The 26,453-nt window shown below is 45.7% G+C and carries 9 protein-coding genes and 9 pseudogenes; 6 read left to right on the top strand and 12 right to left on the bottom strand.

Annotated elements, in window-relative coordinates; all coding sequences use genetic code 11:
• Nucleotides 1-179 precede the first annotated feature (179 nt).
• Both AC0L66_RS15260 and AC0L66_RS15255 read right to left on the bottom strand, forming a co-directional pair.
• A pseudogene (locus AC0L66_RS15260) lies at nt 180-1,444 on the bottom strand (inorganic phosphate transporter).
• Between the two features lie 119 nt (nt 1,445-1,563).
• The gene (locus AC0L66_RS15255; protein ID WP_250615784.1) at nt 1,564-2,244 is read right to left on the bottom strand and encodes a TIGR00153 family protein; all 681 of its coding nucleotides are present in this window, start codon (nt 2,242-2,244) and stop codon (nt 1,564-1,566) included.
• 205 nt (nt 2,245-2,449) lie between these two features.
• On the opposite strand from AC0L66_RS15255, the pseudogene AC0L66_RS15250 reads away from it, so the two are divergent.
• Nucleotides 2,450-3,969, top strand: a pseudogene (locus AC0L66_RS15250) (CYTH and CHAD domain-containing protein).
• An 80-nt stretch (nt 3,970-4,049) separates the two neighbouring features.
• Here AC0L66_RS15250 and AC0L66_RS15245 read toward each other — a convergent pair.
• A complete protein-coding gene (locus AC0L66_RS15245; protein WP_473567848.1) occupies nt 4,050-4,811 on the bottom strand; it encodes an ion transporter in 762 nt (253 codons plus the stop codon).
• A 132-nt stretch (nt 4,812-4,943) separates the two neighbouring features.
• Between AC0L66_RS15245 and AC0L66_RS15240 the strand changes: the two are divergent.
• Nucleotides 4,944-6,202, top strand: a pseudogene (locus AC0L66_RS15240) (methyl-accepting chemotaxis protein).
• Between the two features lie 143 nt (nt 6,203-6,345).
• Here AC0L66_RS15240 and panC read toward each other — a convergent pair.
• From panC to sfsA, 7 genes and pseudogenes are all read right to left on the bottom strand, one after another.
• Nucleotides 6,346-7,233, bottom strand: coding sequence for a pantoate--beta-alanine ligase (gene panC / locus AC0L66_RS15235; protein WP_473567846.1), 888 nt, complete (start codon nt 7,231-7,233; stop codon nt 6,346-6,348).
• A 7-nt stretch (nt 7,234-7,240) separates the two neighbouring features.
• On the bottom strand, nt 7,241-8,035 hold the full coding sequence (panB, locus tag AC0L66_RS15230) for a 3-methyl-2-oxobutanoate hydroxymethyltransferase (RefSeq protein ID WP_473567845.1): 795 nt from the start codon (nt 8,033-8,035) through the stop codon (nt 7,241-7,243).
• Between the two features lie 25 nt (nt 8,036-8,060).
• A pseudogene (folK, locus tag AC0L66_RS15225) lies at nt 8,061-8,545 on the bottom strand (2-amino-4-hydroxy-6-hydroxymethyldihydropteridine diphosphokinase).
• Nucleotides 8,542-9,900, bottom strand: a complete 1,359-nt coding sequence (pcnB, locus tag AC0L66_RS15220; protein ID WP_265673648.1) for a polynucleotide adenylyltransferase PcnB — start codon at nt 9,898-9,900, stop codon at nt 8,542-8,544. Before pcnB ends, folK begins: the two are co-directional and overlap by 4 nt.
• 87 nt (nt 9,901-9,987) lie before the next feature.
• Nucleotides 9,988-10,877 (bottom strand): annotated as a pseudogene (gluQRS, locus tag AC0L66_RS15215) (tRNA glutamyl-Q(34) synthetase GluQRS).
• A gap of 160 nt (nt 10,878-11,037) precedes the next feature.
• Nucleotides 11,038-11,484 carry an RNA polymerase-binding protein DksA gene (gene dksA, locus AC0L66_RS15210; protein WP_250615776.1) on the bottom strand — a complete coding sequence of 149 codons (447 nt, stop codon included), beginning with the start codon at nt 11,482-11,484 and terminating at the stop codon, nt 11,038-11,040.
• Between the two features lie 126 nt (nt 11,485-11,610).
• Nucleotides 11,611-12,321 carry a DNA/RNA nuclease SfsA gene (sfsA, locus tag AC0L66_RS15205; RefSeq protein WP_265673650.1) on the bottom strand — a complete coding sequence of 237 codons (711 nt, stop codon included), beginning with the start codon at nt 12,319-12,321 and terminating at the stop codon, nt 11,611-11,613.
• A 56-nt stretch (nt 12,322-12,377) separates the two neighbouring features.
• Between sfsA and hrpB the strand changes: the two are divergent.
• The 4 pseudogenes from hrpB (at nt 12,378) to acnB (ending at nt 22,723) form a co-directional block, all read left to right on the top strand.
• Nucleotides 12,378-14,879 (top strand): annotated as a pseudogene (gene hrpB, locus AC0L66_RS15200) (ATP-dependent helicase HrpB).
• Between the two features lie 30 nt (nt 14,880-14,909).
• Nucleotides 14,910-17,265: pseudogene (gene mrcB / locus AC0L66_RS15195) on the top strand (penicillin-binding protein 1B); the annotation flags it as partial.
• Between the two features lie 163 nt (nt 17,266-17,428).
• A pseudogene (locus AC0L66_RS15190) lies at nt 17,429-19,781 on the top strand (patatin-like phospholipase family protein).
• A gap of 302 nt (nt 19,782-20,083) precedes the next feature.
• Nucleotides 20,084-22,723, top strand: a pseudogene (gene acnB / locus AC0L66_RS15185) (bifunctional aconitate hydratase 2/2-methylisocitrate dehydratase).
• Nucleotides 22,724-22,844: 121 nt separating this feature from the next.
• On the opposite strand, the gene AC0L66_RS15180 reads toward acnB, so the two are convergent.
• Both AC0L66_RS15180 and AC0L66_RS15175 read right to left on the bottom strand, forming a co-directional pair.
• On the bottom strand, nt 22,845-25,154 hold the full coding sequence (locus tag AC0L66_RS15180) for a response regulator (RefSeq protein WP_473569274.1): 2,310 nt from the start codon (nt 25,152-25,154) through the stop codon (nt 22,845-22,847).
• A gap of 707 nt (nt 25,155-25,861) precedes the next feature.
• Nucleotides 25,862-26,230, bottom strand: a complete 369-nt coding sequence (locus tag AC0L66_RS15175; RefSeq protein WP_473567843.1) for a hypothetical protein — start codon at nt 26,228-26,230, stop codon at nt 25,862-25,864.
• Between the last annotated feature and the right edge of the window lie 223 nt (nt 26,231-26,453).

Here is a 26,453-nt window from a genome sequence, read left to right as displayed (position 1 = left end):
GTGCGTCGACCATTGTCTTACGCGGACACACTCAAATTGTAAACTTTTAAGAATGGGCAAATAGTATGAATTTTCTGTACGTGGTGCAACTAAGAAGGGAGGCTTAGCCTCCCTTTATTTGCATTTGAGTCAAATATGACGTGAGGTTCACATCTCCCTGACTTTATGGTTTGTGTGCGTTAACCAGCAAATGATGCTTGAATTGCGTAAAAGAACACAACAGCAAGTAATGCACCTGCAGGTAGCGTCACAATCCAAGATGCGACGATGTTGCGAACAACACCTAAGTTAAGCGCCCCGATACCACGAGCAAAACCAACACCTAATACCGCACCAACCAAAGTTTGGGTGGTTGAGATTGGCAAGCCAGTACCAGATGCTAGAACAACAGTACACGCGGTTGCTAGTTGCGCGGCAAAGCCTCGGCTTGGCGTTAATTCAGTAATACCAGTCCCCACGGTTGCCATTACTTTATGACCCATGGTCGCAAGACCAACCACGATACCAAAACCACCTAATGGAAGAATCCACCATGCGATAGAGCTCTTTGTGGTAATTTCGCCCATGTGCTCAACAGTAGAGACAACGGCAGAAAGAGGGCCAATCGCATTGGCTACATCGTTAGAGCCGTGTGCAAATGCCATCGCACACGCTGTGATAACCATTAATACGCTGAAGATACCTTCTACGCCACTAAAGCCATGGTCTTCTTCACGGTTAGCAAACTTACGCTGGATGTAGAGGTAACCAGATACCATTACAGCAGACGAAACGATCGCCGCCCAGAGCCATGCTTCACCGTTAGAAAGGTGCAAACCAACGTGCTTTAGGCCTTTTTTGATCGTAACTAGTGCGATGACCATTGTAGTAATGAACATATAAACTGGAACGAAACGCTTAGCGTTCAATAGCGGTTTTTCTGTATCAAAAATCAGTCGTTGTGCACTAACAAAAATCAAGTAGGCAAAGAAACCGGAAATAACAGGTGTCACCACCCAGCTACCAACGATACCTTTTACTGAGCCCCAGTCCACCGCTTCTGTACCGACAGAAATACAGGCGAAACCAATGATCGCACCGATAATAGAGTGTGTTGTCGATACGCTACCAACCCATGTATGACGCAAGTAATAGCCATGTACCTGCAGCAAGTAGCGCAGACATCATGCCATAGACTAAAACGTCAGGTTGATGGACAAACAATGAAGTATCGATAACGCCTTTACGGATAGTATCTGTTACTTCACCACCTGCAAGATATGCACCTAGCAAATTCGAAGATCATCGCAATGATGATTGCTTGCTTAACTGTTAAAGCTTTAGAGCCAACAGAAGTACCCATTGCATTGGCAACATCATTTGCACCAATACCGATAGCCATTAGGAAACCGAATAAAGCTGCAACAATAATTAGGATAGTGCCGTAGTTTGCAAGAATATCCATTGTAATACCTAGTTTTGTTTCATAACAAGCGGAGCAGTTTTAAGACGCGGGCAACACTTAAGCATTGCATACAGCGCCTAATATCAATTTCGCTCTTTGTTATTTAGTTAACGTATGATTTAAGACCGCGAAAGCATGAGTTCAAGTCGAGCACCAACGCGCTGAGCTTGATCTGCAATGCCACCGATCCATTCAAGAATCTTATAAAGGAACATGATATCAATTGGGTTGTGATCATGTTCAATCGCCATGAGTTGTTGGCGAAGTTGAATCTGCATCGCGTCGGTATCATCTTCGATGATGTCGAGCTGATGAATCATTTCGGCTACAAGTGTTACCTCACGACCTTTAAACCCTGTTTCTAGTAGCTCATCTAACTCATTAATGACTTTTTGAGCTTGATTCGCTGCATCGAGACAACGTTTTACATAGGCGATGAAGTTATCTTGCATCGGGGTAGGGATGACAAGTTGTCGACCGTAAACACGGCCTGCAATGTCTTTTGCTAGGTTGGCAAGTTTGTCTTGCTGTGTCAGTAGCTCAAGCATATCGCTACGATCTACAGGCAAGAACAATCCGCGAGGAAGCTTTAAGCGAATCTCACGCTTTAATACATCCGCCTCTTTCTCTAAGTGAGAAATCTGCGCACGGATCTCGGCTGCTTTCTCCCAATCACCTTGAAAACTGGTTTCAAAGAAATTGACAAGATGTGAGCAACACTCTGTTACGCACACAACGTGGCGTTGCAAAGGTTTAATAGGGGACTTTGCAAATAACCCCATAATTGTATTCACTGGCATGGTTGTCTAACCTAAAAAATATAACCTGAAATAAACATACACCATATCATGGTGAAATGTTAAGCGATGGCTATAAAGGCGCGCATGTTAACCCATTAAAAGTCTGATTTAAACTGTTTTAGATCATGAATTGGGTGATATTTGTCACTTGCCGATTTTGGGAATTGACCATATCCTGTTGTCAGTGTCCTTGAAAGGTATAACTATGGAAACCGAGATAGAACTGAAGTTTTTTGTTTCACCTGATTTTTCAGAAACTTTACGAAATAAAATCTCAGAAACAAAAGTACTTCAGCACAGTTGTCGTGAGTTAGGAAACACTTACTTCGATACACCAGACAACTGGTTGCGCCAACACGATATTGGCCTACGCATTCGCCGATTTGATGATGTCTTTGTACAAACGGTGAAGACATCAGGTCGAGTTGTAGCGGGGCTGCATCAACGTCCAGAATTTAACGCCGAACACACTTCTAATGAACCTGAATTGACTTTACATCCGCTCGACATTTACCCACAAGGTAAAAATGTTGAAACATTGCAGTCAGAACTCATTGCCATCTTTTCAACAGACTTTACCCGTGAGCAGTGGCTGATTGGCATGCCTGACGGTAGTCAAGTCGAAGTGGCGTTTGATCAGGGGCTCGTGTCTTCCGGTGAGCGTAGTTATCCTATTTGTGAAGTAGAACTTGAGCTTAAATCGGGGCAAACCGATGCGTTATTTACGCTGGCTCGTGCATTTTGTGAGTCTGGTGGCATTCGTCTTGGTAATTTAAGCAAAGCGGCACGTGGCTATCGTTTAGCGCAAGGCTACGAAGGTGACGAAGTGAAACCTCTGGCGCTGGTTGATACGGTTGAATCGGATACGGTTGAAACCTGCTTCATTAATTCCTTAGAACATGCTTTAGAGCATTGGCATTACCACGAACAAATCTATACTGAGCATGAATCGATAGAAGCGCTGCATGAGATTAGCCATTCGATTAGCCTGATTCGCCAAATTCTGACGGTCTATGGTGGCATTGTCCCACGCCGCGCGAGTGCAATAGTGCGTCAAGAACTGAAGTGGCTTGAAGAAGAGTTAACATGGCTCAAGCGTTATGATCACTTAGAAGGGTTACTAGAAGATAAAGGGCATGTATTAAGAAAGCTTGATGCACGTAAATTCTTAGTATCAGAACTTAAAGACACGCAAGCGGAACTTCCCGATCGAGAAGAAACCTTGAAACTGATTCACTCTGCGCGTTATGCTCAGGTCTGTTACTTGATCTTAGTCGCTGGATTTTATCGCGCGGTTGGCAGCCTTTTTTAGACGAAAAAGCTCGAGAAAAAATGCAACAGCCGATTAAGCCTTTTGCTGTGAATCAGCTTTCTCGAACATGGGCTGAATTAATTGAAGCCTTCCCTGTAGAAAAAATGCTGACGCGTCAGGACTATCTCGAACAGCAATATCGTCTAATGCGCAATCTGTATTCTGGCGTTGGCTTTGCCATCTTATTCGACGTAGAAGAGCGCAATAGCTTCAGACTGCCGTGGGCAGACTTACTGCAAGGCATTGATGACCTGTTGATGTTAGAGCTCTTAGAGGCGCTGATTGAGCGCTTAGAAGGCGATGAAAAAGAACAACTAGGACGTTGGCTTAGTCGCCAAGAAAGCTCAATCTTGCATGCAATGGAGCAAACCAGACAGATTAGTATGGAAGTTGAACCTTACTGGCAGCCATAATTACACATGACACATCAAGGTGTGTCATTAACAGTGATAACCCTGGTATAAGAAAGAGAGGCCCTTAGCGGCCTCTCTTTTTATTTATCTCGACGTTCTAGTTTATGTTCTATTTGATTGATGCGATGCATAATCACCTCTTGTTGATTGAGTATTTTCTGCAATTGGACTTCGGTGTGTTTTGAGCGACGCTCTTCTGAGGAACTCGGAGAAGAAAGCAAAGAGGTGATTAGGCCAGATGTCATACCAAATAGTCCTACGCCACAAATAATGATACCTGCAGCAAGAACCTTCCCAAAAGCGGTGACCGGATAATGATCACCGTAGCCAACGGTCGAGACGGTGACAAACGCCCACCAAACAGCGTCGCCAATATGGGTGATATTCGCGCGCGGATCCGAGCTTTCCGCCAAAAGCATCATCCCTGCCCCTGCGGTAATTAATACGAACAGTACCAGTAGAATCGACACGAGTGTTGTTTCATGTCGATTGCGTGCGAGTTGGTTAAGAATTGCCTCACCAGAGCGGATGACTAAGATAACGCGGAAGATATGAAACAGTCGGGCGAAACGCAGCGGTTCGATGAGTGGGATACTGGCGATAAAATCAATCCAGTGCGTTTTCATATATTGCATACGATCTGTGGAGCGGATCAGATCCACAGTAAGTTGCAGTATAAATAAACTACAGATAATAAAGTCCAGGCCGATAAGAATGGTACGACCGCTTGCACTAATGGGTGCAAAAAGAAGGGCGGATATCACAATTAATGCCATAAATGACAAGAAAAGTGACAATAGACTCAATGGCTTAGTTTCAGTTTTGATATCATCGTCTTTCATACGAGGCTCGAATTAAATAGTTTTATTGCATGCGTGACTTGGCTCGAAGAGAAACACGTTTGTGATTGAGTCATGTTGGCGCCAATGTTAGAGGGATACTCTAACTATATAATAAAGAATGGAGAACGAATAATGACAACACTGGCATTTAAGCCTTGGGAGCGACTCATCACCGATGTTCGACTCGTACCGAAGATGTTGATGTTAATGGTATTTAGTACCTTGCTTCTAATTGGAAAGCAACTTTGGGATGCAAGTACGTTTTACGACTCTCTATTGGCTGCGACACAGAATGTGGCGATAGCGCAAGAGCACTATGAAGCGTATTTAGTGCAGGTGGTTTGGCAAACGGTCGTTATGATCGTGGTGTTCGTTACGTTATTACTCTTCGCCGCTAAAACTATGCTAAAGCAGACTCAATACTTGAACCTTGCCATTAAGCGAATGGCAGACAAAGATCTGACCGTGCCAATTAATATGGACTGCAAGGATGAATATGGCGACGTCGCTAGAGAATTAGAGCGTACCCGAATTCAATTGCAAGATGTCATCAAAACTCAAGTCGTGACGTCTCAGGAATTATCATCATTAACTGAAATTATGACCTTAAGTATGTCTGAAACGAAAGAATCAGCACAAGAGGAGTTCCAGGAAATTGACCAGCTGGCGACAGCCATGAGTGAGATGACCTCAACCGTACAAACGGTCGCTGATCATGCACAAAATGCGTCGCAATTAACTGAGCAGGCGTCAGGACAGGCGGAAACTGGCCAGCGCTTTGTGCAAGGTACAGTGACTAAAATGAATGAGTTATCTAATGATATCTCAGCTTCTGCCGCTGCGGTTAATCAAGTAGAAGAGCGAGTCGAGTCTATTGGTAGTGTGGTTGGTACGATTCAAGGTATTTCTGAGCAGACGAACTTATTGGCATTAAATGCGGCGATTGAAGCGGCGCGTGCCTAGGTGAGGCAGGGCGAGGTTTTGCTGTGGTTGCTGACGAAGTACGCAATTTAGCACAGCGTACTCAGCAAGCGACGGTCGAAATCCAAGAGATGATTTCTCATCTTCAGTCGAGTGCGAATTCTGCGGTTGAACTAATGGAAAAAAGTGTCGTTGAAGCCGCCGATGGCGTGGAGCTGGTTACCAATGCCGGAAGTGAACTGGATGGTATTGTGAATCAAGTGAATCAGATTAATGATATGAACTTCCAAATCGCGACGGCAGCAGGACAACAAAGCAGCGTAGCGGAAGAGATGAATCAAAACCTCACCAACGTAAGAGAGCTAGTTGAAGCATCGGTTGTCGTGGTTACTGAATTGCTAGAAACGTCAGAAATGATGGAGAGTAACGCCGCAGAGTTAGATGGTAAGATTAAGTCATTCAAAGTTTAAGGATGGCGGTTAGTGCGAGTCACTTGCGCGAACCATCAATAAAAAACGCTCACAATATGTGAGCGTTTTTTTATTTTTCACTAAGCACTAAGCACTAAGCACTAAGCACTAAGCACTAAGCACTAAGCACTAAGCACTAAGCACTAAGCCGTAGGCTCAGCATCAGGTTCATTACTGCTTTGAGCTAAATCCAGCACCTGATTATCAATTAATCGAGCTTGACCTAGGTAAGCTGACATCAAAATCACCGCCTGAGTGGATTCCTCATTAATGACTTGCAGGCTTTGTGCATCACGGATAAATATCTCATCCGGTTGCAAGTCAGCGGCGCGCAATTGATCGTTCGCGTCCTCAATTATAGAAGCGTAATCATCTCTTCCACCGCGTATCGCACTGCTGATCCAACGCATCGTTTTCGCAAGCACTGGCGCACGTTGGCGTTCATCCATGGTTAGATAGCCGTTACGAGAACTCATGGCAAGACCATCCATCTCACGGACGGTAGGTACACCGATGATTTCAATATTCATCGCAAGATCATTGACCATTTGGCGAATGAGCGCGAGTTGCTGATAATCTTTTTCACCGAAGCAGGCCACATCAGGTTGAACGATGTTGAACAGCTTTGCCACGATAGTGGATACCCCACGGAAGTGACCTGGGCGAGACGCCCCTTCTAGCATCGAAGAGATGCCAGGGACTTCGACAAAGGTCTGCTTATCTAAGCCATGTGGATACATAATCTCAGGTGTCGGCGTGAACACCATGTCCACACCTTCCGCGCTGAGTTTACTCAAGTCCTCTTCTAGAGTTCGAGGGTAATTGTTGAGATCATCAGCGCGCTCAAACTGCATCGGATTGACAAAAATACTTGCCACGACGATATCGGCTTGTTCACGTGCTTTGCGCACTAACGTCAAGTGACCTTCATGAAGGTTACCCATGGTTGGAACAAATGCAATTCGACGCTGCTCACGTTTAAATTGCGCGACTTGTTCTCTTAACTCTGCGATATCAGCAAAAGTATGCATGACTCCCCTAGGCAATCGTATGTGCGTCATCTGGGAAAGCCGCGCTTTCCACGTCCGCAATATATTTAGCAATCGCAAGACGCATGTCGCCAGTTTCAGCTAAGAAGTCTTTTGAAAATTTAGGCATGTAGTTAGCTGAAATGCCGAACATATCGTGCATCACAAGAATTTGTCCGTCGGTAACATTACCTGCACCAATACCAATGACAGGCACATCGAGCGCTTCAGTAATGCGTTTAGCCAGTTCCTGTGGAACGCATTCTAGTAAGACGATTTGTGCACCAGCTTCTTGCAACGCTAACGCATCACGCACCATTTGGTCGGCATTTTTTTGATCGCGACCTTGTACTTTGTAGCCACCAAAGATATTGACACTTTGAGGGGTGAGGCCTAAGTGTGCACAGACAGGAACCGCTCGTTCAGTCAACATTCGTACCGTGTCGATTAACCATTCACCACCTTCGAGCTTCACCATGTTGGCACTAGCTCGCATTAATTGAGCGGCGTTCTGGCAGGCTTGCTCTGGTGTCGCGTAGCTCATAAATGGCATATCCGCCATCAGTAAGCAATTCGGGCTACCTGCGCGAACGCTGCGAGTGTGGTAAGCAATATCTTCAACCGTTACTAGTAAAGTATCGGTTTTGCCTTGTAATACCATGCCCAGAGAATCGCCAACGAGCAATACGGGCATGTTTTGGCTTTCAAATAGCCCTGAAAAGCTAGCATCGTACGCCGTTGATGTAGCAAACTTTCGACCTTCTTGCTTCCACTTGATTAGGTCGTTGATGGTGATTTTTTTCATTATTTTATCCTTATTTGGGCGTTGGCTATGCTTGCCAAACGCTCAGCCCATTACGATCGACTTGCGTAAGCAAGTTCGTGAGCTCAGTCCCATCAGGGAGTTGTAAATTAGGTGTAATTTCAGCAAGCGGATAGAGCACAAACTCTCTCTCTTCATTCCATAGTGAGGAACGGTTAAACGCTCGGAATCAATCACCTCATTGCCGTAAAGAATAAGATCAAGGTCGAGTGTTCTCGGCCCCCATCGTTCATCTTTACGGACACGCCCTTGCTCTAACTCAATGGCTTGGGTGCAATCAAGCAGCTCAAGCGGCGTTAACTCGGTTTGTATTTTAACAACAGCATTGATGTAGTCAGGTTGATTTGTTTACCCCATAGGTGTGCTGCTGTAGAGTGACGAGCATTGAATGACCGAACTCTTGGGCAGTGACTTTAGCGCATCCATCGCATCCAAAGCTTGTGCTACGGGATCGGACAGATTACTGCCGATCGCAATATAACAAGTGATCATTGGCTGCTCTTTGGCTTTTTGCTCTTAGGACTACGGCGACGTCGATTCCCCGACTTGGTTGACGCTCCACCTAAATCATTCACCATCGCTTGGCGCATATTGCGGCCTGCGGTTTGGAATGTATTCCACCAACTGGCCAATTCTGCTACTTCACCGCCTTCGATTTCTCCGCGCATTTCTAGGAAATCATAACCAGCGCGGAATTTATTCAATTCCATTAGGCGGTATGCACGTTTACCTGTGCGGCGTGGTAGACGAAGCTGTAACTGCCATATTTCACGAATGGTAGCCGTGTGGCGCCTTGGAATAGCCGTTGATTTAACTTGCTCATCCAAAATGATGTTACTGGCTTCCATTACCGCGTCATAGTCAGACAGGTTTTGACTCGCCATAAGCTTGACGGCATGCTCCATCATCGGATACCAAAGCATGGCGGCAAACATGAATGCTGGATTGACTCGCTTGCCTTCTTCGATGCGCTGATCGGTGGCGTCAAGAACCAGATCTAACATCTGCTCAGTGTTCGATGCATAGTCTGATGTTAAGTGTGGCGCTATGATCGGGAACAGCTGTTGGAATAGGTTGTATTCACGCATCAAGTGATAGGTTTCTAGGCCACAGCCAGCTTGCAGCAGCTTGAGCGACTCTTCATAAAGTCGTGCTGATGGAATATCACGTAACAGTGGCGCTAATTCTTCAATGGGTGCAGCCGTATCTTCTTCGATATCAAAATCGAGTTTTGCGGCAAAGCGGGTAGCACGAAGCATGCGCACCGGATCTTCACGGTAACGCACTTCAGGTTCCCCGATCAGGCGAATAATGCGGTCTTCAAGATCTTCAATACCACCGGCATAATCGTGAATCGAATAGTCACCAATGTTGTAGTACATTGCGTTGATCGAGAAATCACGACGCTCTGCATCTTCATCAATACTGCCGTAGACATTGTCCCGCAGTAGCATGCCATCTTTACTTTGTTGAGAAACGTTCTTCTCTTGTTCTTGATGGTGGCCACGGAACGTCGCGACTTCAATGATATCTCGACCAAACATGATGTGGGCCAGTCTGAAGCGGCGGCCGATTAAACGGCAGTTACGGAATAAGGTTTTAATCTGCTCTGGTGTCGCATTGGTGGCGATGTCAAAGTCTTTTGGTTGTTCGCCAAGCAAGAGATCACGCACACCACCGCCCACAAGATAGGCTTCATAGCCAGCATTGTGTAGTCGATAGAGTACTTTTAGCGCATTATCACTGATTTTCTGACGCGAGACAGTGTGCTCTTCGCGAGAATAGACATGCAGTGCAATGTCACCATAAACCTCGTGAACATTTTTGGAATTTTCAGTTTTATTCATAATCTTAACGCAGTTTAGGTGAGAAAAAATGACGGCTCATCCGTCACGTTTCGTTCCTGTCGCTTGAATTTTGCCGCTTATGATAGCCTAGAGTGCATCATTTGAGAATGGCGGTTTAATCTTGAGCGCATCGGATAGCTGTTGCAAGTGCCAATTTTCCACTCCCCATTTTAGGAGTTCTTCTGGTGTAGAGCCTGCCATATGGTCATCTAAAGAGAAACCAAGAAAACGCATCGCATTCATTAAAGTTGGCACGGGATTGGTTAAATCTATACCGACAGCATGGTTCTGTTTGGATAGTTTATTGCCGCTATCATCAATAGCAAGGGGTAAGTGCAAGTAACTCACCTGGCTGTCGCACCGAGTGTTTTGTAGAGACTAATTTGCCGCCCTGTAGGTTCAATTAAATCAGCGCCTCGGACCACTTCGGTTACCCCTTGATAGATATCATCAAGTACAACCGCCAAGTTATAGGCAAAAAGCCCATCTCTACGTTTAATTATAAAGTCTTCGTGCACTAAGCCTGCCGGAATAGTGAGCGAACCGTAGCGTTGGTCATCAAATGCACTAATAGGGTGGGTCACTTTCAAGCGAACCGCCTGGTTGCCTGATGCCATTAAGCCTTTGTGGCGACATGTGCCTTGATAAAAGCCGTGTGTTTCTTTGATCTGTCGGCGAGTACATTCACATAAGTAGGCATCGTCTGATGATAACCATTGATCCACTTGCTGTTGGTACGCCGTTAGACGCGAGCTTTGGTAAAGAACGTCGCCGTCCCAAACTAACTGGTAAGCTTCTAACGTTTTCAGAATGAGGGATGAAGCACCAGCAATTTCACGTGGTGGGTCAATATCCTCAATACGGACGAGCCATCTTCCTGATTGGGCTTTAGCTTGAAAGTAACTGCCTAGTGCGGCAACTAGAGAACCAAAGTGTAAGGGACCCGACGGAGAGGGCGCAAATCGACCTATATACATAACCGACCTATATACATAGTTTGTTATAAAGACAGTGTTTACAAACAACAGTAACAATAAACAACAGTGTAGAGTGTTAGTGTAGAGTGTTATTGCGGCATTGATATGATCATCATGAATGATCAAAAAAGGGAGCGTTTGCTCCCTTTTTATCGCTATATTAGCCTTGCATCTGTCGTTCTTTGATTTCTGCAAGTGTCTTACAGTCGATACATAAATCGGCAGTAGGACGGGCTTCTAAGCGGCGAATACCGATTTCAACACCACAAGATTCGCAGAAGCCAAAGTCGTCTTCTTCAATCTTGTTAAGCGTTTTCTCGATTTTCTTAATCAAGCGACGTTCACGGTCACGGTTACGCAACTCTAAGCTGAACTCTTCCTCTTGAGATGCACGGTCAACCGGATCAGGGAAATTAGCCGCTTCGTCTTGCATGTGGTGCACAGTACGATCAACTTCTTCCCTAAGTTGGTTGCGCCAAGCGCCTAAGATTTTTCTAAAATGATCCATTTGAGCTGGTGACATGTACTCTTCACCGGCTTTTTCCTGGTAAGGATCAACCCCTGCAATGGCTAGGATGCCTAGCGCTTTTTTCTTTGATTCTGGCATACAGCATCTCCTACTTAAACCTAGTCAACTGCGCGAACAGTTAATTTTAAGGCGGGTATCTATAGCAAAAAGAAATGCTTGTGGCAAACGATGTTTGTTAAAGTTCTTATCATTGTGAACGTGTCATCACTTTTGTTCGTAATTGACCCGAGATAAGAGCGTCATATCATTATCTGAAAATGATGCTTTATAACAAAGTACTTCAACCCCAGCTTTCCTTGCTTGCTCAAGTAATTGTGAATATTTCGCATCTATATGGTGTGCGGCAAAGACTTTTTCAATGCCTGAATGCAAAATAGCGAATAATAATACGGCTCTGCTTCCAGATTGAGCCATTTCCGTGAGCTCTCTGAGATGTTTTTGACCTCTTGTCGTTTGAGCATCTGGAAAATACCCTTGTCCTGATTCTTCTAGCAGTGTGACACTCTTTACTTCAATGTAGCAATCGACCCGCTCACTGTCTTGCAACAAAATATCGATCCTGCTGTTTTCTTGACCGTATTTCACTTCAGTGCGCAGCGTTTGGTAACCTTTTAGCTCTTCAATCACATTATTTTTAATGGCTTCTACGGCTAATGTGTTGGCTCTGGCCGTATTTACACAAATCATGTCACCGCTATCAGTTTGGGTTAACTCCCAACTATTTGGGTATTTTCTTTTCGGATTATCTGAGGTGGAGTACCAAACGGTCGAGCCTGGGACGGCACAGCCTGTCATTGCGCCCGTGTTCGCGCAGTGAATGGTGACCTCGTCTCCGGATGCGGTGGTGATATCTGCGAGGAAGCGTTTATATCGTTTAATGAGCTTTCCTGATTCTAAAGGTGGATCGAAGTGCATTTCATGGCCATTTTTTATTAGAATGAGAGCTCACATTACAGCACAAGGCTTTTCCGTTGTCACAACTCCCTATTAAAGACGTGTTATCTGAGTTATTTGAGGCGATTGAAAACTCAAACCAAGTGATTTTGAAGGGCGCCAACAGGGGCGGGGAAATCAACGTACTTTCCGTTGCAGCTTCTTCGTCATCTGCCTGTCGATGGCAAAATTATCATGCTAGAGCCGCGCCGCATTGCCGCCAGAAATATTGCGATGTATTTAGCACAACAATTATCAGAGCCTGTTGGGGAGTCGGTGGGCTATCGGGTGCGTGGTGAAAGTAAAGTCAGTAAAGATACACGGCTTGAAATTGTCACAGAAGGCGTATTGACTCGAATGCTACAAGACGATCCTGAGCTTAACGGGATTGGCGCAATCATATTTGATGAATTTCATGAAAGAAGCTTGCATGCTGATACCGCGCTAGCTTTTACCCTAGAGGTACAAGAAGCGCTGCGAGATGATCTCAAGCTCATACTGATGTCAGCGACATTGGATGGCGATGATCTTAAGCGTGTTTTACCCCAAGCACGTTATGTTGAGTCTCAAGGCCGATCCTTTCCCGTTGAGGTTGCCTATCGGCCAATAGGGGTGAATGACAACTTGCCTCAAGCCATGTGTCAGCAGATCCTATCAGCGATGTCTCATCACTCTGGGTCGTTGTTGGCTTTTTTACCTGGCGTAGGGGCAATAAAACGGACTGAGGAGTTGTTAACACAATCACAAAGCTTATCGGAATCACAAAGTTTGACGCAATTACAAAGTGGCTATGACATTTGTCCGCTTTATGGCCAGTTAGACTTTAAAGCCCAGCAACGGGCGATTCAACCAGCAGCGTCTGGCCAGCGAAAAATTGTGCTTGCGACCAATATTGCTGAGACTTCACTAACGATCGAGGGCATTCGGATTGTATTAGATTCTGGTTTAGAGAATCAGGCGACCTTTGATTTAAAAACTGGCGTTACCAAACTAGCACAAGGACGCATTGCGCAATCTTCAGCGATTCAGCGCAGTGGGCGAGCGGGACGCCTTGAGCCCGGAGTTTGTGTTCGTTTATATAGTGAGAGTCAGTTTAATCAGCAGCCGCAGCAAAGTACGCCGGAAATATTACGCAGCGACTTAGCGGCCTTGATGTTAGAGCTGCTTAAGTGGGGATGCCAAGATGTGACGATGTTAAGGTGGCTAGATACACCGAAAGAGACACATATTGAGCAGGCTAAAGCGCTATTAAAGCAACTGCAGTTGCTTGATGCTTCATCGCAATTGACGCCTTTGGGGCAGCGCGCTCATACACTTGGCGTTGAGCCTCGCCTTGCCAGTTTGCTACTGCAAGCCCAGCCATTAGGTGCCGTCGAGCTAACCACGGCTATTGCGTTGTGCTGTTTAATTGAAGAGCCAGAAAGGGGACATATTGACTTAAGGTATGCGTTACATCGCTGGCAGACGGGGCAGCATACTCGTAGTGCTGCTCTAATGCTTCGAGCTAAATCGATAGCTCAGAAGCTCAAGTATCGGTTTATCTTGAAAGAGAGTGATGAGTCATTGCTCGGGATACTTGCAGCCTTAGGTTACCCAGATAGAATTGCGGCGAAACGCTCGGGAAATTCGGGGCAGTTCTTATTGGCCAACGGTCACGGTGTGCAAATTGACGATCATGACAAGCTTGCAGATGAAGAATACCTTGTTGTTTTGGATGTGCTTAATACCGGGCGAGGTGCTAGTCAGATCTTTAAAGCTCTCAGCGTAGATATCCCTAGTCTTGAACACATAGCGCCGCAGTTAATTGAAAACAAACAGCGTCTGGAATGGGATGATAAGCGAGGGGCATTGACGGCCAGTGAAGTGACACAGCTTGGCGCAATTATCTTGAAGCAAAAAATCATTCCTATCCCAGACGATGCCGATGTCAGTGGGGCATTATTGGCGACCGTTCGCCGTCACGGCGTATCGGTACTCAACTGGACACCCTCTGCGAATGAATACGTCACTCGGGTAGAGTGTGCACGAGATTGGCTTGATGTACCTCAATGGCCGGATATGTCTCAGGCCGCATTATTGACCCACTTAGAGCAGTGGTTGCTGCCTTTTATGCATGGCATTTCATCCATGAAGGGGCTAAAAGCGCTCAATCTTATGCCTGCACTCGAGGCGTACTTAGGATGGGAGGCGTTAAAAGTGTTGAATGATGCTTTACCGACGCATCTTGTGGTGCCAACAGGTGCGAAGAAAAAATTCGTTATCAAGTGGGACAAGCGCCTATGTTGTCAGTCAAGCTTCAGGAAATGTTTGGTGAGAAAGCTTCACCATTGATAGCAAATGGTCGCCAAGCGATAGTGCTGGAGTTACTCTCTCCAGCACAAAGACCGTTACAAATTACCCAAGACCTTGCCGCATTTTGGCAAGGCGCATACAAAGACGTTCAAAAAGAGATGAAAGGACGTTATCCCAAACACCCATGGCCGGATGATCCAATGAATCATCAGGCAACGCACAAAACCAAAAGACAGTTGAACTCATGATAGAAGTTAGAAAGTTGGCGGCGACCGAGTAAAAAAACAACAACCAAGAAAACCACCAAAACCGCAGCAAAACCGAGAGCAAAAAGTGCGCCTAAGAAACGTAAGCCTGCCAAAAAGAAAGGGCGCTCAACGCTTGGAAAACGACTGTTCTCGATTGGCTGGAAATTGGCATTAGTTGGCGGAGTGGCGCTTGCTGCAGTCGGCTTTTATCTCGATCAGGTGGTGAAAGAGCGTTTTGAAGGGCAGCTGTTTGATTTACCGACCGTTGTTTATGCGCGTGTGCTTAATTTGTCGACAGGCGATGCGATTGAGATTCAGCAGCTACGTAATGAACTGGATGTGCTTGGCTATCGTAAGGTGAATCAGCCTCGTAATCCAGGAGAGTACTCTTCATCATCAACGAAGATTGAGTTGATTCGCCGTCCATTTGAGTTTGCTGACGGCCCTGAGCCTGATCGTCATGTCATGTTGTACTTTGAAGGTAATGAATTAGTACGGATTCAGTCATTAGAGAAAAAAGGTAACCTTGGCTTTCTCCGTATTGAACCCAAAATGTTGGGGATGCTAGAGAAGAATGCTGATGAGCAGCGGTTATTCTTACGTCGTGACCAGTTTCCGGAAATCATGATAGATGCGTTGCTCGCCACGGAAGATAGAGACTTCTATCAGCATGATGGTGTGTCACCTACTGCGATCGCTCGTGCATTTTTTGCCAATATACGCGCGGGAAGAACCGTACAAGGGGGAAGCACCCTGACGCAACAACTGGCGAAAAACCTTTTCCTGACTAGTGAGCGTACGTTGTGGCGTAAGCTACGTGAAGTGTATATCGCGTTAATACTGGATTACCGTTATAGCAAGGATCAAATCTTAGAAGCCTATCTCAACGAAGTCTATTTAGGGCAAAGCCGAGGGGAGGCGATTCATGGTTTCGGCCTTGCTGCTCGTTTGTATTTTGGTCAGCCGTTGCAAGAGCTGCGTATTGATCAATTAGCCTTGCTTGTTGGCATGGTGAAAGGCCCCTCTTATTACAATCCCATTCGTCATCCTGAGCGTTCAAAGCAGCGTCGGGATTTGGTGTTGCGCTTGATGATGGATCAAAGCCTGTTAACCGGGCGTGAGTTTGAAATGGCGGCGAGCCGCGATCTCGACTTGCAAAAGAATCCGCAGATTGCCAGTCGTCAACCATACTTACTTTCAACAGCTAAAACGAGAATTAAACCAAAAGCTTGGCAATAAGATTAACGCTAAAGGTGGGGTGCGTATTTATACCTCTCTTGATCCGGTTTCGCAGGACCAACTAGAGAAAGCGATCGCGAAACGGCTGCCACAGCTAGAGAAAACGTCTGGCAAAGGGTTGGAAGCTGCGGCGATTGCCGTGGATCGTAATAGCGGTGAAATTCGTGCAATGGTCGGCGGAAAGCGCACTGGCTACAGTGGTTTTAACCGAGCGCTGAACGCGAGTCGTCCTATTGGTTCTCTTGTCAAACCTGCCGTGTATTTAACGGCGTTAGAGCAGCCAGATAGGTTTGATTTGGCAACGACACTTGATGATGAACCACTGACCTTGAAGGGCAGTAAAGGCAATGTGTGGCAGCCGAGAAACTACGATCGAAAATTTCGTGGTGACGTGCCATTGTATGAGGCGCTTGCTAAGTCTCTGAACGTTCCTACTGTTCGTTTAGGGATGTCGCTGGGGATTAAAAACGTATCAAGCACTCTTGTGCGCCTAGGGGTCGATGCTAGCGAGATAAGACCAGTGCCATCGATGTTTTTAGGCGCGATTTCATTAACGCCTTACCAGGTGGCGCAGATGTATCAAACGTTATCAAATTCTGGTCGACAGGCTAATTTGTCAGCGTTACGTTCCGTGGTCAGTGTCGATGGTGATGTGCTGTACCAGTCTTTACCTAAAGCGACTCAAAAAGTGCCGCAACAGGCGGCTTGGCTGACCACCTACGCGATGAAAAAAGGCGTGCTTGAAGGGACGGGTCGATACTTAAATAGCCTGTTTCCTCACGCGGCATTAGCGGGGAAAACGGGTACCAGTAATGATACGCGAGATAGCTGGTTTGTCGGGGTAGACGGCCGCGAAGTGACCACCATATGGGTGGGTCGAGATGATAACAAATCGACCAAGTTAACTGGCTCAAGTGGCGCACTTCGTGTGTATTCCGATTACTTAGCCGCTCGCGTGCCGGAACCGCTTATTTTGCCGTGGCCAAAAAATATCACGATGATTGGTTTCAATAAAACCACCAATGGTTCACTACAGCTCGATTGCGGCAATGCATTTGAGTTACCCGTCTGGGATGAATCGGGGAAATTGAAGGCATCGTGTGACAACCAACCCAAACAGTGGATAAAGAACCTGTTTGATTGGTAATTGTCACTAAAGTAAAAGGGTCATTGCCACGACATGTAATTGTAGAACGAGCCAAACTGTCGCTTATCGAAACAATGGATACGTTTGAGATAAGCGGTTAGGCTATAGCTATGATGCAAAATGCTGATATATTAGAGTAATTAAATTGAGAGCGCTTTTAGGGATGAATGTGAAACGCCTAACGGGATGGTTTATAGCGTCAGTTTTTACATGGGGTAGTGCAACGTTATGCGCACAAGCAAGTGAACCTGCGACCTCAGTTAAACAAACGGCTCAAGAAAATACAGCCAATAACGATAAGGCAAGGCCAAAAATTGGCCTTGTGTTAGCGGGTGGCGGTGCGAAGGGCGCGGCGCATATCGGTGTGCTTAAAGCGCTGGAAGAAATGAATATCCCCGTTGATATTGTAACGGGTACCAGTATGGGGGCTTATGTTGGTGGCCTGTATGCCACGGGCATGAGTGCAGATGAAATAGAGAGTTTTATCCATACGGTCGATTGGAATAATGGCTATGTGGATCGCGTAAACCGCAGTCAGCGTCGAATCCGAGATAAAGAAGCCGAAGATCGTTATCAAATTCGTACCGATATCGGCTTGCATTTTGGATCCATCGAGGCCCCAAAAGGCGTGGTTCAAGGGCAGAATATGCTACGTATTTTGCGCAAAACAACTCAGTAACCTTCCTAAATTCCAATCTTTTGATGACTTGGCTATTCCTTATCGCTCTGTCGCCACAGACATTCTTAAGTTGGAACCTGTGGTCATCGATAAAGGTTACTTAGTCGATGCCATGATGGCGAGTATGTCTGTTCCGGGCGCGTTGCCCCCATATGAGTTAGGGGATCTTTTGTTGGTCGATGGTGGCGTGACCAACAATATGCCAGTAGAGCTTGCCAAAGAAATGGGCGCAGACCTCATTATCGCTGTGGATATAAGCAGTGACTATAAAACCCGCGATGACTTTAGTAGCTTTTTGAGTGTTGGTGAGCAACTGTCAAACTATTTGGTTCGCCGTAGTACTGAAGAGCAAATGCAGTCGCTTGGTGACCATGATGTCTACATGCATCCTGAAGTAGGGAAAATAGCCACAACTGACTTTTCAAGTATGCCAAGAGCGTATGAGCTAGGGTATGAGGCTGCTTATCAAATTGCCGATGAATTACAGCATCTATCCGTTTCTTCTTCCCAGTTTCAGCAATACATAGAAGACAAGCAAAATGCTCGTCGTCACCTTCGTTATGGCGATGAAACAGTAGTTGATAAAGTAGTGATTAATAATCAGACGCACTATAGCGATAGTTTGTTGAGTAATAATTTGTCATTAAAATCTGGTGAGGTTCTAGAGACGGATGACATTGAAGAAAAAATTGAGAACCTTTACGCACTAGACCGATTTGAACTCATTACTTACGAGTATCAAGAGCAAGGTGAAGACACCGCGCTGGTGGTGGACGTGAAAGAAAAATCATGGGGTCCAAACTACATGGATTTCCGCTTCTACCTGGAAGAAGATTTTAATGCCAATAGTTTTTATGCCATTGGTGTTAGTACCAACTTTACTGATCTCAATGATCGTGGTGCGGAACTGCGAGTCAACGCTGATTTTGGTACCGATAAACGGATAGAGGCGGAGTTGTATTCTCCCTTTGTGACTAACCAAGATTTTTTCTTCCTCGCGGCTCTTAAATACGGCAATGAAAGGCGAAATGTATTGTGTACGCCCAATGCCACCAGTACTGGTTGTGTTGACCCCGCGCTCGAAGGCAGTGCCGATTTTGTCCCAGTTACCTATCGTGAATGGCTAGGCGAACTGGCGGTAGGCTATGCCCCTACCTTATGGCAAGAGTTTAAAGTCGGTGGTCGCTTCGTACAGGGTGAGTCTTATGTGTCACCTTTACCGTCTTCAGGAACGTTTGATTTCGATCGCCAAGGGATGTTTGTCAATTATAAACTCGATACCTTAGATGATTTCAGCTTGCCGACAAAAGGTTGGTACATCAATTTAGAATACTTGTTGTCTAACGATAGCGGTCAGCAAGATATCAATGATGCGCCATCGGATTTTTCTGATACCGCCTATGAGATTACGGCGGAAACAAAATACGCACATACCTTTGGACGTAATACCTTTGTTGGTTCGTTTGATTATGCGGTGATTGAAACAGAAAACTCGACGTTACCCGTCAATCCAAGAGAGCTGGGTGGCTTTTTGAATTTATCGGGTATCCCAAGAAACAGTTTGATAGGAGAGAACAAACTGTATGGTAGCCTCGTCTATCGCTATCGATGGTTTGACAATGATTTTGGTATGTTTAAATCTCCCGTGTATTTAGGCGCATCTGCCGAGTACGGCGGCGTTTGGGATGGTGACCAAGGTATTTCTGATGCTCCGCTGTTTATGGCAGGCTCTATTTTTGCTGGAATTGATTCGCCTGTTGGACCCATTATGCTCTCTTATGGTCAGGTCGAAACAGGATTACGGTCGTTTTATTTAATCATTGGTGCTGCATATTAATTCAGCCCACAATTGTTCACGGGCGTGAGTCTATGAACAGAATTTGCGAGTGAAATAAGTAAAGTATCCTACATAGAGGCGAGTGAAAATCATGGATTTTGCTCGAAGTTGCTATGTTGGTCAAAATGATAAGATTTTAATTTATCGTTAAATTTGCTATTCTTCGCCCCACAGTTTGGCCTCTCTAATGCTGATCATTAAAGGAATTGATGACGAAAAATGGCGAGGGAGAGCCAAGTTTCCAAGGATGTCCACTCCTAATTCTAATTATTAAGGAGGGACCGCAATGAGAGGAAAAAGTCGTGCTTGAAGCCTACCGTAAACACGTCGCAGAGCGTGCTGTCGAAGGAGTTGTTCCTAGACCCCTAGATGCTGAACAAGTTGCTGGACTTGTTGAGCTATTAAAGAATCCCCCTCAAGGTGAAGAAGAAATCATCCTTGATCTTCTTGAGAACCGCATTCCACCAGGCGTAGATGAAGCCGCTTACGTTAAAGCTGGTTTCCTTACGGCGATTACAAAAGGTGAAGTAACATCACCACTCGTCAGTCGTGAAAAAGCCGCTGAACTGCTGGGTACTATGCAAGGCGGATATAACATCGAGTCGCTTGTCTCTTTGCTTGATGATGACGCACTTGCCCCGATCGCTGTTAAAGCTCTTTCTCATACGCTTTTGATGTTTGATGCATTTTATGACGTGGAAGAAAAAGCGAAAGCAGGCAACGACCATGCTAAGCAAGTCATGACGTCGTGGGCGGAAGCCGAATGGTTCCAGTCTAAGCCAAAACTACAAGAAAAAATTACCCTAACTGTTTTTAAGGTTACTCGAGTGAAACGAATACCGATGACTTATCGCCAGCACCTGATGCTTGGTCTCGTCCTGACATCCCAGTTCACGCGCTAGCGATGCTAAAAAATGCTCGTGAAGGTATTGAACCGGATCAACAAGGTTCTATTGGTCCAATTAAACAAATTGAAGCGCTCCAACAAAAAGGCCATCAATTGGTTTACGTTGGTGACGTTGTTGGTACGGGATCTTCACGTAAATCAGCAACCAACTCTGTGCTTTGGTTCATGGGCGATGATATCCCTAATGTTCCGAATAAACGCGCAGGTGGTTATGTTCTAGGTGGTAAAATTGCGCCAATCTTCTTCAATACTATGGAAGATGCGGGTGCACTACCGATTGAAGTGGACGTGACGAAACTGAACATGGGTGATGTGATTGATATTTACCCATTTGAGGGTAAAGTTTGCGATCATGAAAGCGGTGAGACACTGGCTGAGTTTTCGTTAAAGACTGATGTACTGATTGATGAAGTACAAGCTGGTGGCCGTATTCCTCTAATCATCGGTCGTGGCTTAACGGACCGTGCGCGTGAAGCACTAGGTATGGCGCCTTCTGAGGTCTTCCGTCGCCCTGTTGAAGTTGAAGATACTCGGTACGGGTTTTACTCTTGCGCAAAAAATGGTGGGTAAAGCTTGTGGTGTAGAGGGTATTCGTCCAGGGACTTACTGTGAGCCTAAGATGACAACGGTTGGGTCACAAGATACTACAGGGCCGATGACGCGTGATGAGCTTAAAGACCTCGCTTGTCTTGGCTTTTCTGCAGATCTAGTGATGCAGTCTTTCTGTCACACTTCGGCTTATCCAAAGCCCGTTGATGTGAATACGCACCATACACTGCCAGATTTTATTATGAATCGTGCAGGTGTATCACTGCGTCCAGGTGATGGTGTTATCCACTCTTGGTTGAACCGTATGTTGTTGCCAGATACCGTTGGTACTGGTGGTGACTCTCATACGCGTTTCCCTCTTGGTATTTCTTTCCCTGCAGGTTCTGGTTTGGTGGCGTTTGCTGCTGCGACGGGAGTGATGCCACTCGATATGCCTGAATCTATTTTGGTTCGTTTTAAAGGTGATATGCAGCCGGGTATTACGCTGCGTGACCTTGTCCATGCGATTCCTTACTATGGCATTCAGCAAGGCCTACTTACCGTTGAAAAAGCAGGCAAGATCAATGAATTCTCGGGTCGCATTCTAGAGATTGAAGGCGTTGAGCACCTATCAGTAGAGCAAGCTTTTGAATTGTCTGATGCGTCAGCAGAGCGAAGCGCTGCGGGTTGTACGGTGAAGCTCTCTCAAGAGTCGATTGAGGAATACCTTAATTCCAATATCACCATGCTTAAGTGGATGATTTCTGAAGGTTACGGTGATCGCCGTACGATTGAACGTCGAATCGTGGCAATGGAAGAGTGGCTAGCAAACCCTGATCTTATGCAGGCGGATAGCGATGCGCAATATGCTCACGTTATCGAAATTGACTTGGCCGATATCGACCAGCCAATTCTTTGTGCGCCAAATGACCCTGATGATGCTCGCTTGTTGGCTGATGTTCAAGGTACCGAAATCAATGAGGTCTTTATTGGTTCATGTATGACGAATATTGGTCACTTCCGTGCGGCGGGTAAGCTTCTTGATAAGTTTACAGGTCAGCTGGATACACGTTTGTGGATTGCACCACCAACTAAGATGGATAAAGACCAGCTAACAGAAGAGGGTTACTACGGTATCTTTGGTCGTGCGGGCGTACGTATCGAAACACCGGGATGTTCACTGTGTATGGGGAACCAAGCGCGAGTGGCAGACGCTTCTACTGTGATGTCGACATCAACACGTAACTTCCCGAACCGTTTGGGTACAGGTGCGAACGTTTACTTGGCTTCCGCTGAGCTTTCATCTGTTGGTGCTATTCTAGGTCGAATTCCTAACAAGGAAGAGTACTTAGAGTACATGCAGCAAATTGATGCCACTGCGGCGGATACCTACCGTTATTTGAATTTCCATCTAATGGGTCAGTATACTGAAAAAGCCGATACGGTTATTTTCCAAGAGCTGAAGCATAAGCGCTATGAATTGGGAGAGTTTGCTCTTCCAATTTAATGTCGATAGTGACTCTGGAATAGAACAACACTAATGTAAAAGCCAGTCTTCAATGTGAAATCGAAGGCTGGCTTTTTTGTGGGTCAAGCAAAGAGTTGGATTAAAACGATGAATGCATGAGTTAACTCGTTAACAACTTTTGCAGCCTGTCTCTACAAGCGATGATGTGGTCGCGCTCCGGACCTTGTTTGTGGCAGTGTTCCAAAATGTATTCCATTGAACTCAATACGGTGCGCCAGCGAGGGGTTTTTGGAAGTGTTTCTACTCGCAAGTATTTGTCTAACGTTCGCGTTTGTAGCGTGCTTCGATCTAGGTAAACTCGCCAAAGTCCACTTTGTTCTGCAAAGGCAAATTTCGATTGTCCGGTGACATCTTCCCAGTAGGTCAGTGAATTTGTCATCGCTTCTACCAGTATTTCACGCATTAATTCAGGGCGAGATTTTTGCTCGTCGCTGGCTTTATCGGCCAATCGAGTAAACTCTCCCCCTAGCTCTTTTAATTCTTGTAGCTTGGCTTTATCCCCTTCAATGGCGTAGCTAGACAGTGCATCAATGGCGGTTTCAAGGTTTTTAACACGTGATACGTTAGTATTTTTACCTTGTTCAAAGATATAAACATTCCGCAGTCCAGGGCCTTCTGGTAGCGTTAAAATGTCAGCATTGATACGCTGCCTGACATCTTCTATAAAGATATCAATGTCACCACAATAATGCTCTTGAGATAGGTTCACGAACTTAGGGGCGATGAGATCATCCAAGCTCGAACGTTTTAGCTGTTCAACATTTCGTTTGAATAACGCTGCCGCCGCTTGATTGGCAAATTGGATTTTCAGATCATTACGTACGCACAAAATAGCTTCTGGTGCGGTATCGAGCTGCTCAATGAGTCGCCCTTGTGTTTCCAGTAGGCTGGCTTCGACGAGCGCGCGCTGCTTGAGCTCATATTTAAGGCTTTGGTTTTCTGCTCGCCGTACCTCAGCTTTGCTCGCTTGCAGGTGGGCGGCAATTCTCGCCGCCAGTTCTTGTTTGCTAAATGGTTTGGATAAATAGTCATTTGCGCCCACCTCAAAACCACGAACACGGTCTTCTGATTGATTGAGCGCCGTGAGCATAATGACGGGCAAAGCAGCGTGATCGTATTGTTCACGTAGCGTTTCACAGACTTCAAACCCACTCATTCCTGGCATCATGATATCAAGCAGTAGTAGGTCTGGTTTGTCTTTTTCTATTGTCGCCATGGCTTCTATGCCATCTTTGGCGAGTGTGACTTGATAACCTTCAAGTCGTAAAAAGCTTTCTAGAATGCGCAGGTTAACGGGTTCATCATCAGCGATAAGGATTTTAGGGCCATCAGGGTTGTCAGGAAGAGTTTCTTCGTCGCCGATTGCTAACTCGTTTTGATCCGTCACTTGGTAGTGATTCGATTGTGGCACATAAGACATGGCTTCCACTTCTTCTTGGCTAGCCAATGGCAGTGTGAAGCTGAATGTGGTTCCTACATGTGGTTGGCTACTGACATAGAGTGAGCCCCCCATTAACTCTATGAGCTGGCGGCTGATAGAAAGCCCGAGTCCTGCTCCTTGGCGATAGTGACCTGAATCGTGTCCAGCCTGTACTAAGGGTTCGAAAATATGCTCTAACTGCTGCGCCGGGATACCATGTCCAGTATCGACAACTTGCACGCGGATATGATCATCCATCGCGGTTGCGGATAATACAATTTTACCTTCGTTGGTGTACTTTATGGCGTTGCCGACTAAGTTATACAACACTTGTTCTAACCGCTGAGGGTCAGCGGATACGTAAGGAATAGGTTCTAACACTTGGTTAATAATGCGAATCTTTTTATTACCCAACAGGTGCTGGGATAAGTCGAGAACAAGTTGTGTCGCACTGGTAAGGCTCACGGCGGAGCGCTCTATTGCCAGGCTGCCATAGCGCATCTTGTGATAATCGAGAAGGTCATCGACAAGGCTTGCCAGCCTTTGACCGCTGTTAACAATAATATCCAGTTGATAGCGATGATTGGCGCCAATCGGGCCGTTAGCCCCAGATATCATGGCTTCAGCAATGCCAATCATGCCATGTAGTGGTGTCCTTAGTTCATGGGAGGTAGTGGCAAGAAATTCATCTTTTAGTTTGTTGGCAAGTTGTAGTTCTTCATTCTGTTTTTTAATCACAATGAGGTGTTGTTCTAGCTCTTGGTTTTGGCTTTTAATTAACTCGATTTTATCCTTGATAGAGCGACGCATACGTTCAAAACTGAGTGCCAGTCGACCAATCTCATCTTTGCGGTTAGCGCTAATGATCGATGGCTCAAGATCACCTCCTGATGCTCGCTCGGCAGCCCATGTTAGCTTTAGTAGTGGCGAGGTAATAAAGTTAGATAGATAGTGAGAGGCAATCACCACCAGAATGATTGCGCTAAGCATCGCGATAACAAACAGTTTTTCCAGCTGATGAATGCTGGCAAATGCTACGGATTCAGGCGTTTCTGCAACGAGTGCCCATGTGGTGTCTGAGAATTGGACGGGTGCAAAGGCGGCGAGATACAGGTTATTGAGAGTATTGCTATAGCTACCAACTTGAGTTTCGCCAGAGAGGGCTTTCTGAATGACTTGTTCGCTTTGTGTAATACTTTCTGCGGATAGCCCCATCATTTTGGCTTTACCATCATTTCCGACCAACAGAAGGTTGATGTCGGTGGTGCTGCCGCTATTGATGAGCTTAGTGATCCCTTTAATTGGCAAACGAAATAGTGCGTAACTGTGTAAATACCCTTGTTGAATAATCGGGGCACCTAGCCACGCGTATTGCTGCTCTCCTTGGGAGGCAAAGTCAGAAATGATAACTGGCGTGTATTCTTCATTATCTTTACGTTTTTTTGTCACTTCTTGATCTAGAGTCGCAAACGTTGAGCCCAGTATGGATTGAGAAAAGCGGCCCGTATTGAGGTTGGTACCATAGTAATCGTGTTTGAACACTGAGTAGGTAACGTTACCCGCTAAATCGACCAAGACGATATCGTCAAAATCAGAACGTTTAAGGTGTTCCACAAACGCGCGGTGATAGCGTTTGTGGAGCAGTCGATATCGCTCACTGCCCACATAGCTGCTCGAGTCTGGCATGATAGAGGTTTTTACCTGATCGCCAGAGCGGTAATGTAGCGTTCTTGTGCATGTTGTTGGGCTTGCTTAATATCATCGCCCAAGCGTTGGAATGCGTTGACGATGCCGTAAAACCGCCCACCACTGGCATAGGCAAGCTCTGAGCGCACAAAGCCCATGACTTCTGATTTCTGTGCATCAAAGTAATCGAGAACCTGTTGTTTTTTTGTATCGCGAACAGAAACAAGGTGCGTAGTGCTTTGATCGCGAAGATCTTGGCTGTGAGCATTAAGAAAAAACAGAGCAATGACAGTAAGTGGAGTGATGCTGAGCGCCAAAAATGCCATCATCAAAGTGCTTTGTAATCGTTTAAATTTCTGTTTTCTATGCAGCTTGAACATACGTAAGTCTTAGGCCGTTAAGGGGTATTTAGTGAATAAATGCAGGTGTTTTTTTGTCATAAAACACCTGACCTTACTAATCTAAATACTTTTTTTACTTTGGCAAGTAAGTTGAATGCAAAGCGTGTGAGGTCACTCATAATTAATGACTGCTTGAAATTTGATTGGTGATGCTGATGTCAGCTGCAATAAAAGTAACAGTTAAACAGAGGGTTATAAGTAA

The sequence above is a fragment of the Vibrio sp. GJ43-1 genome, assembly GCF_055808835.1.
This window is presented reverse-complemented; position numbering and strand designations above follow the sequence as displayed.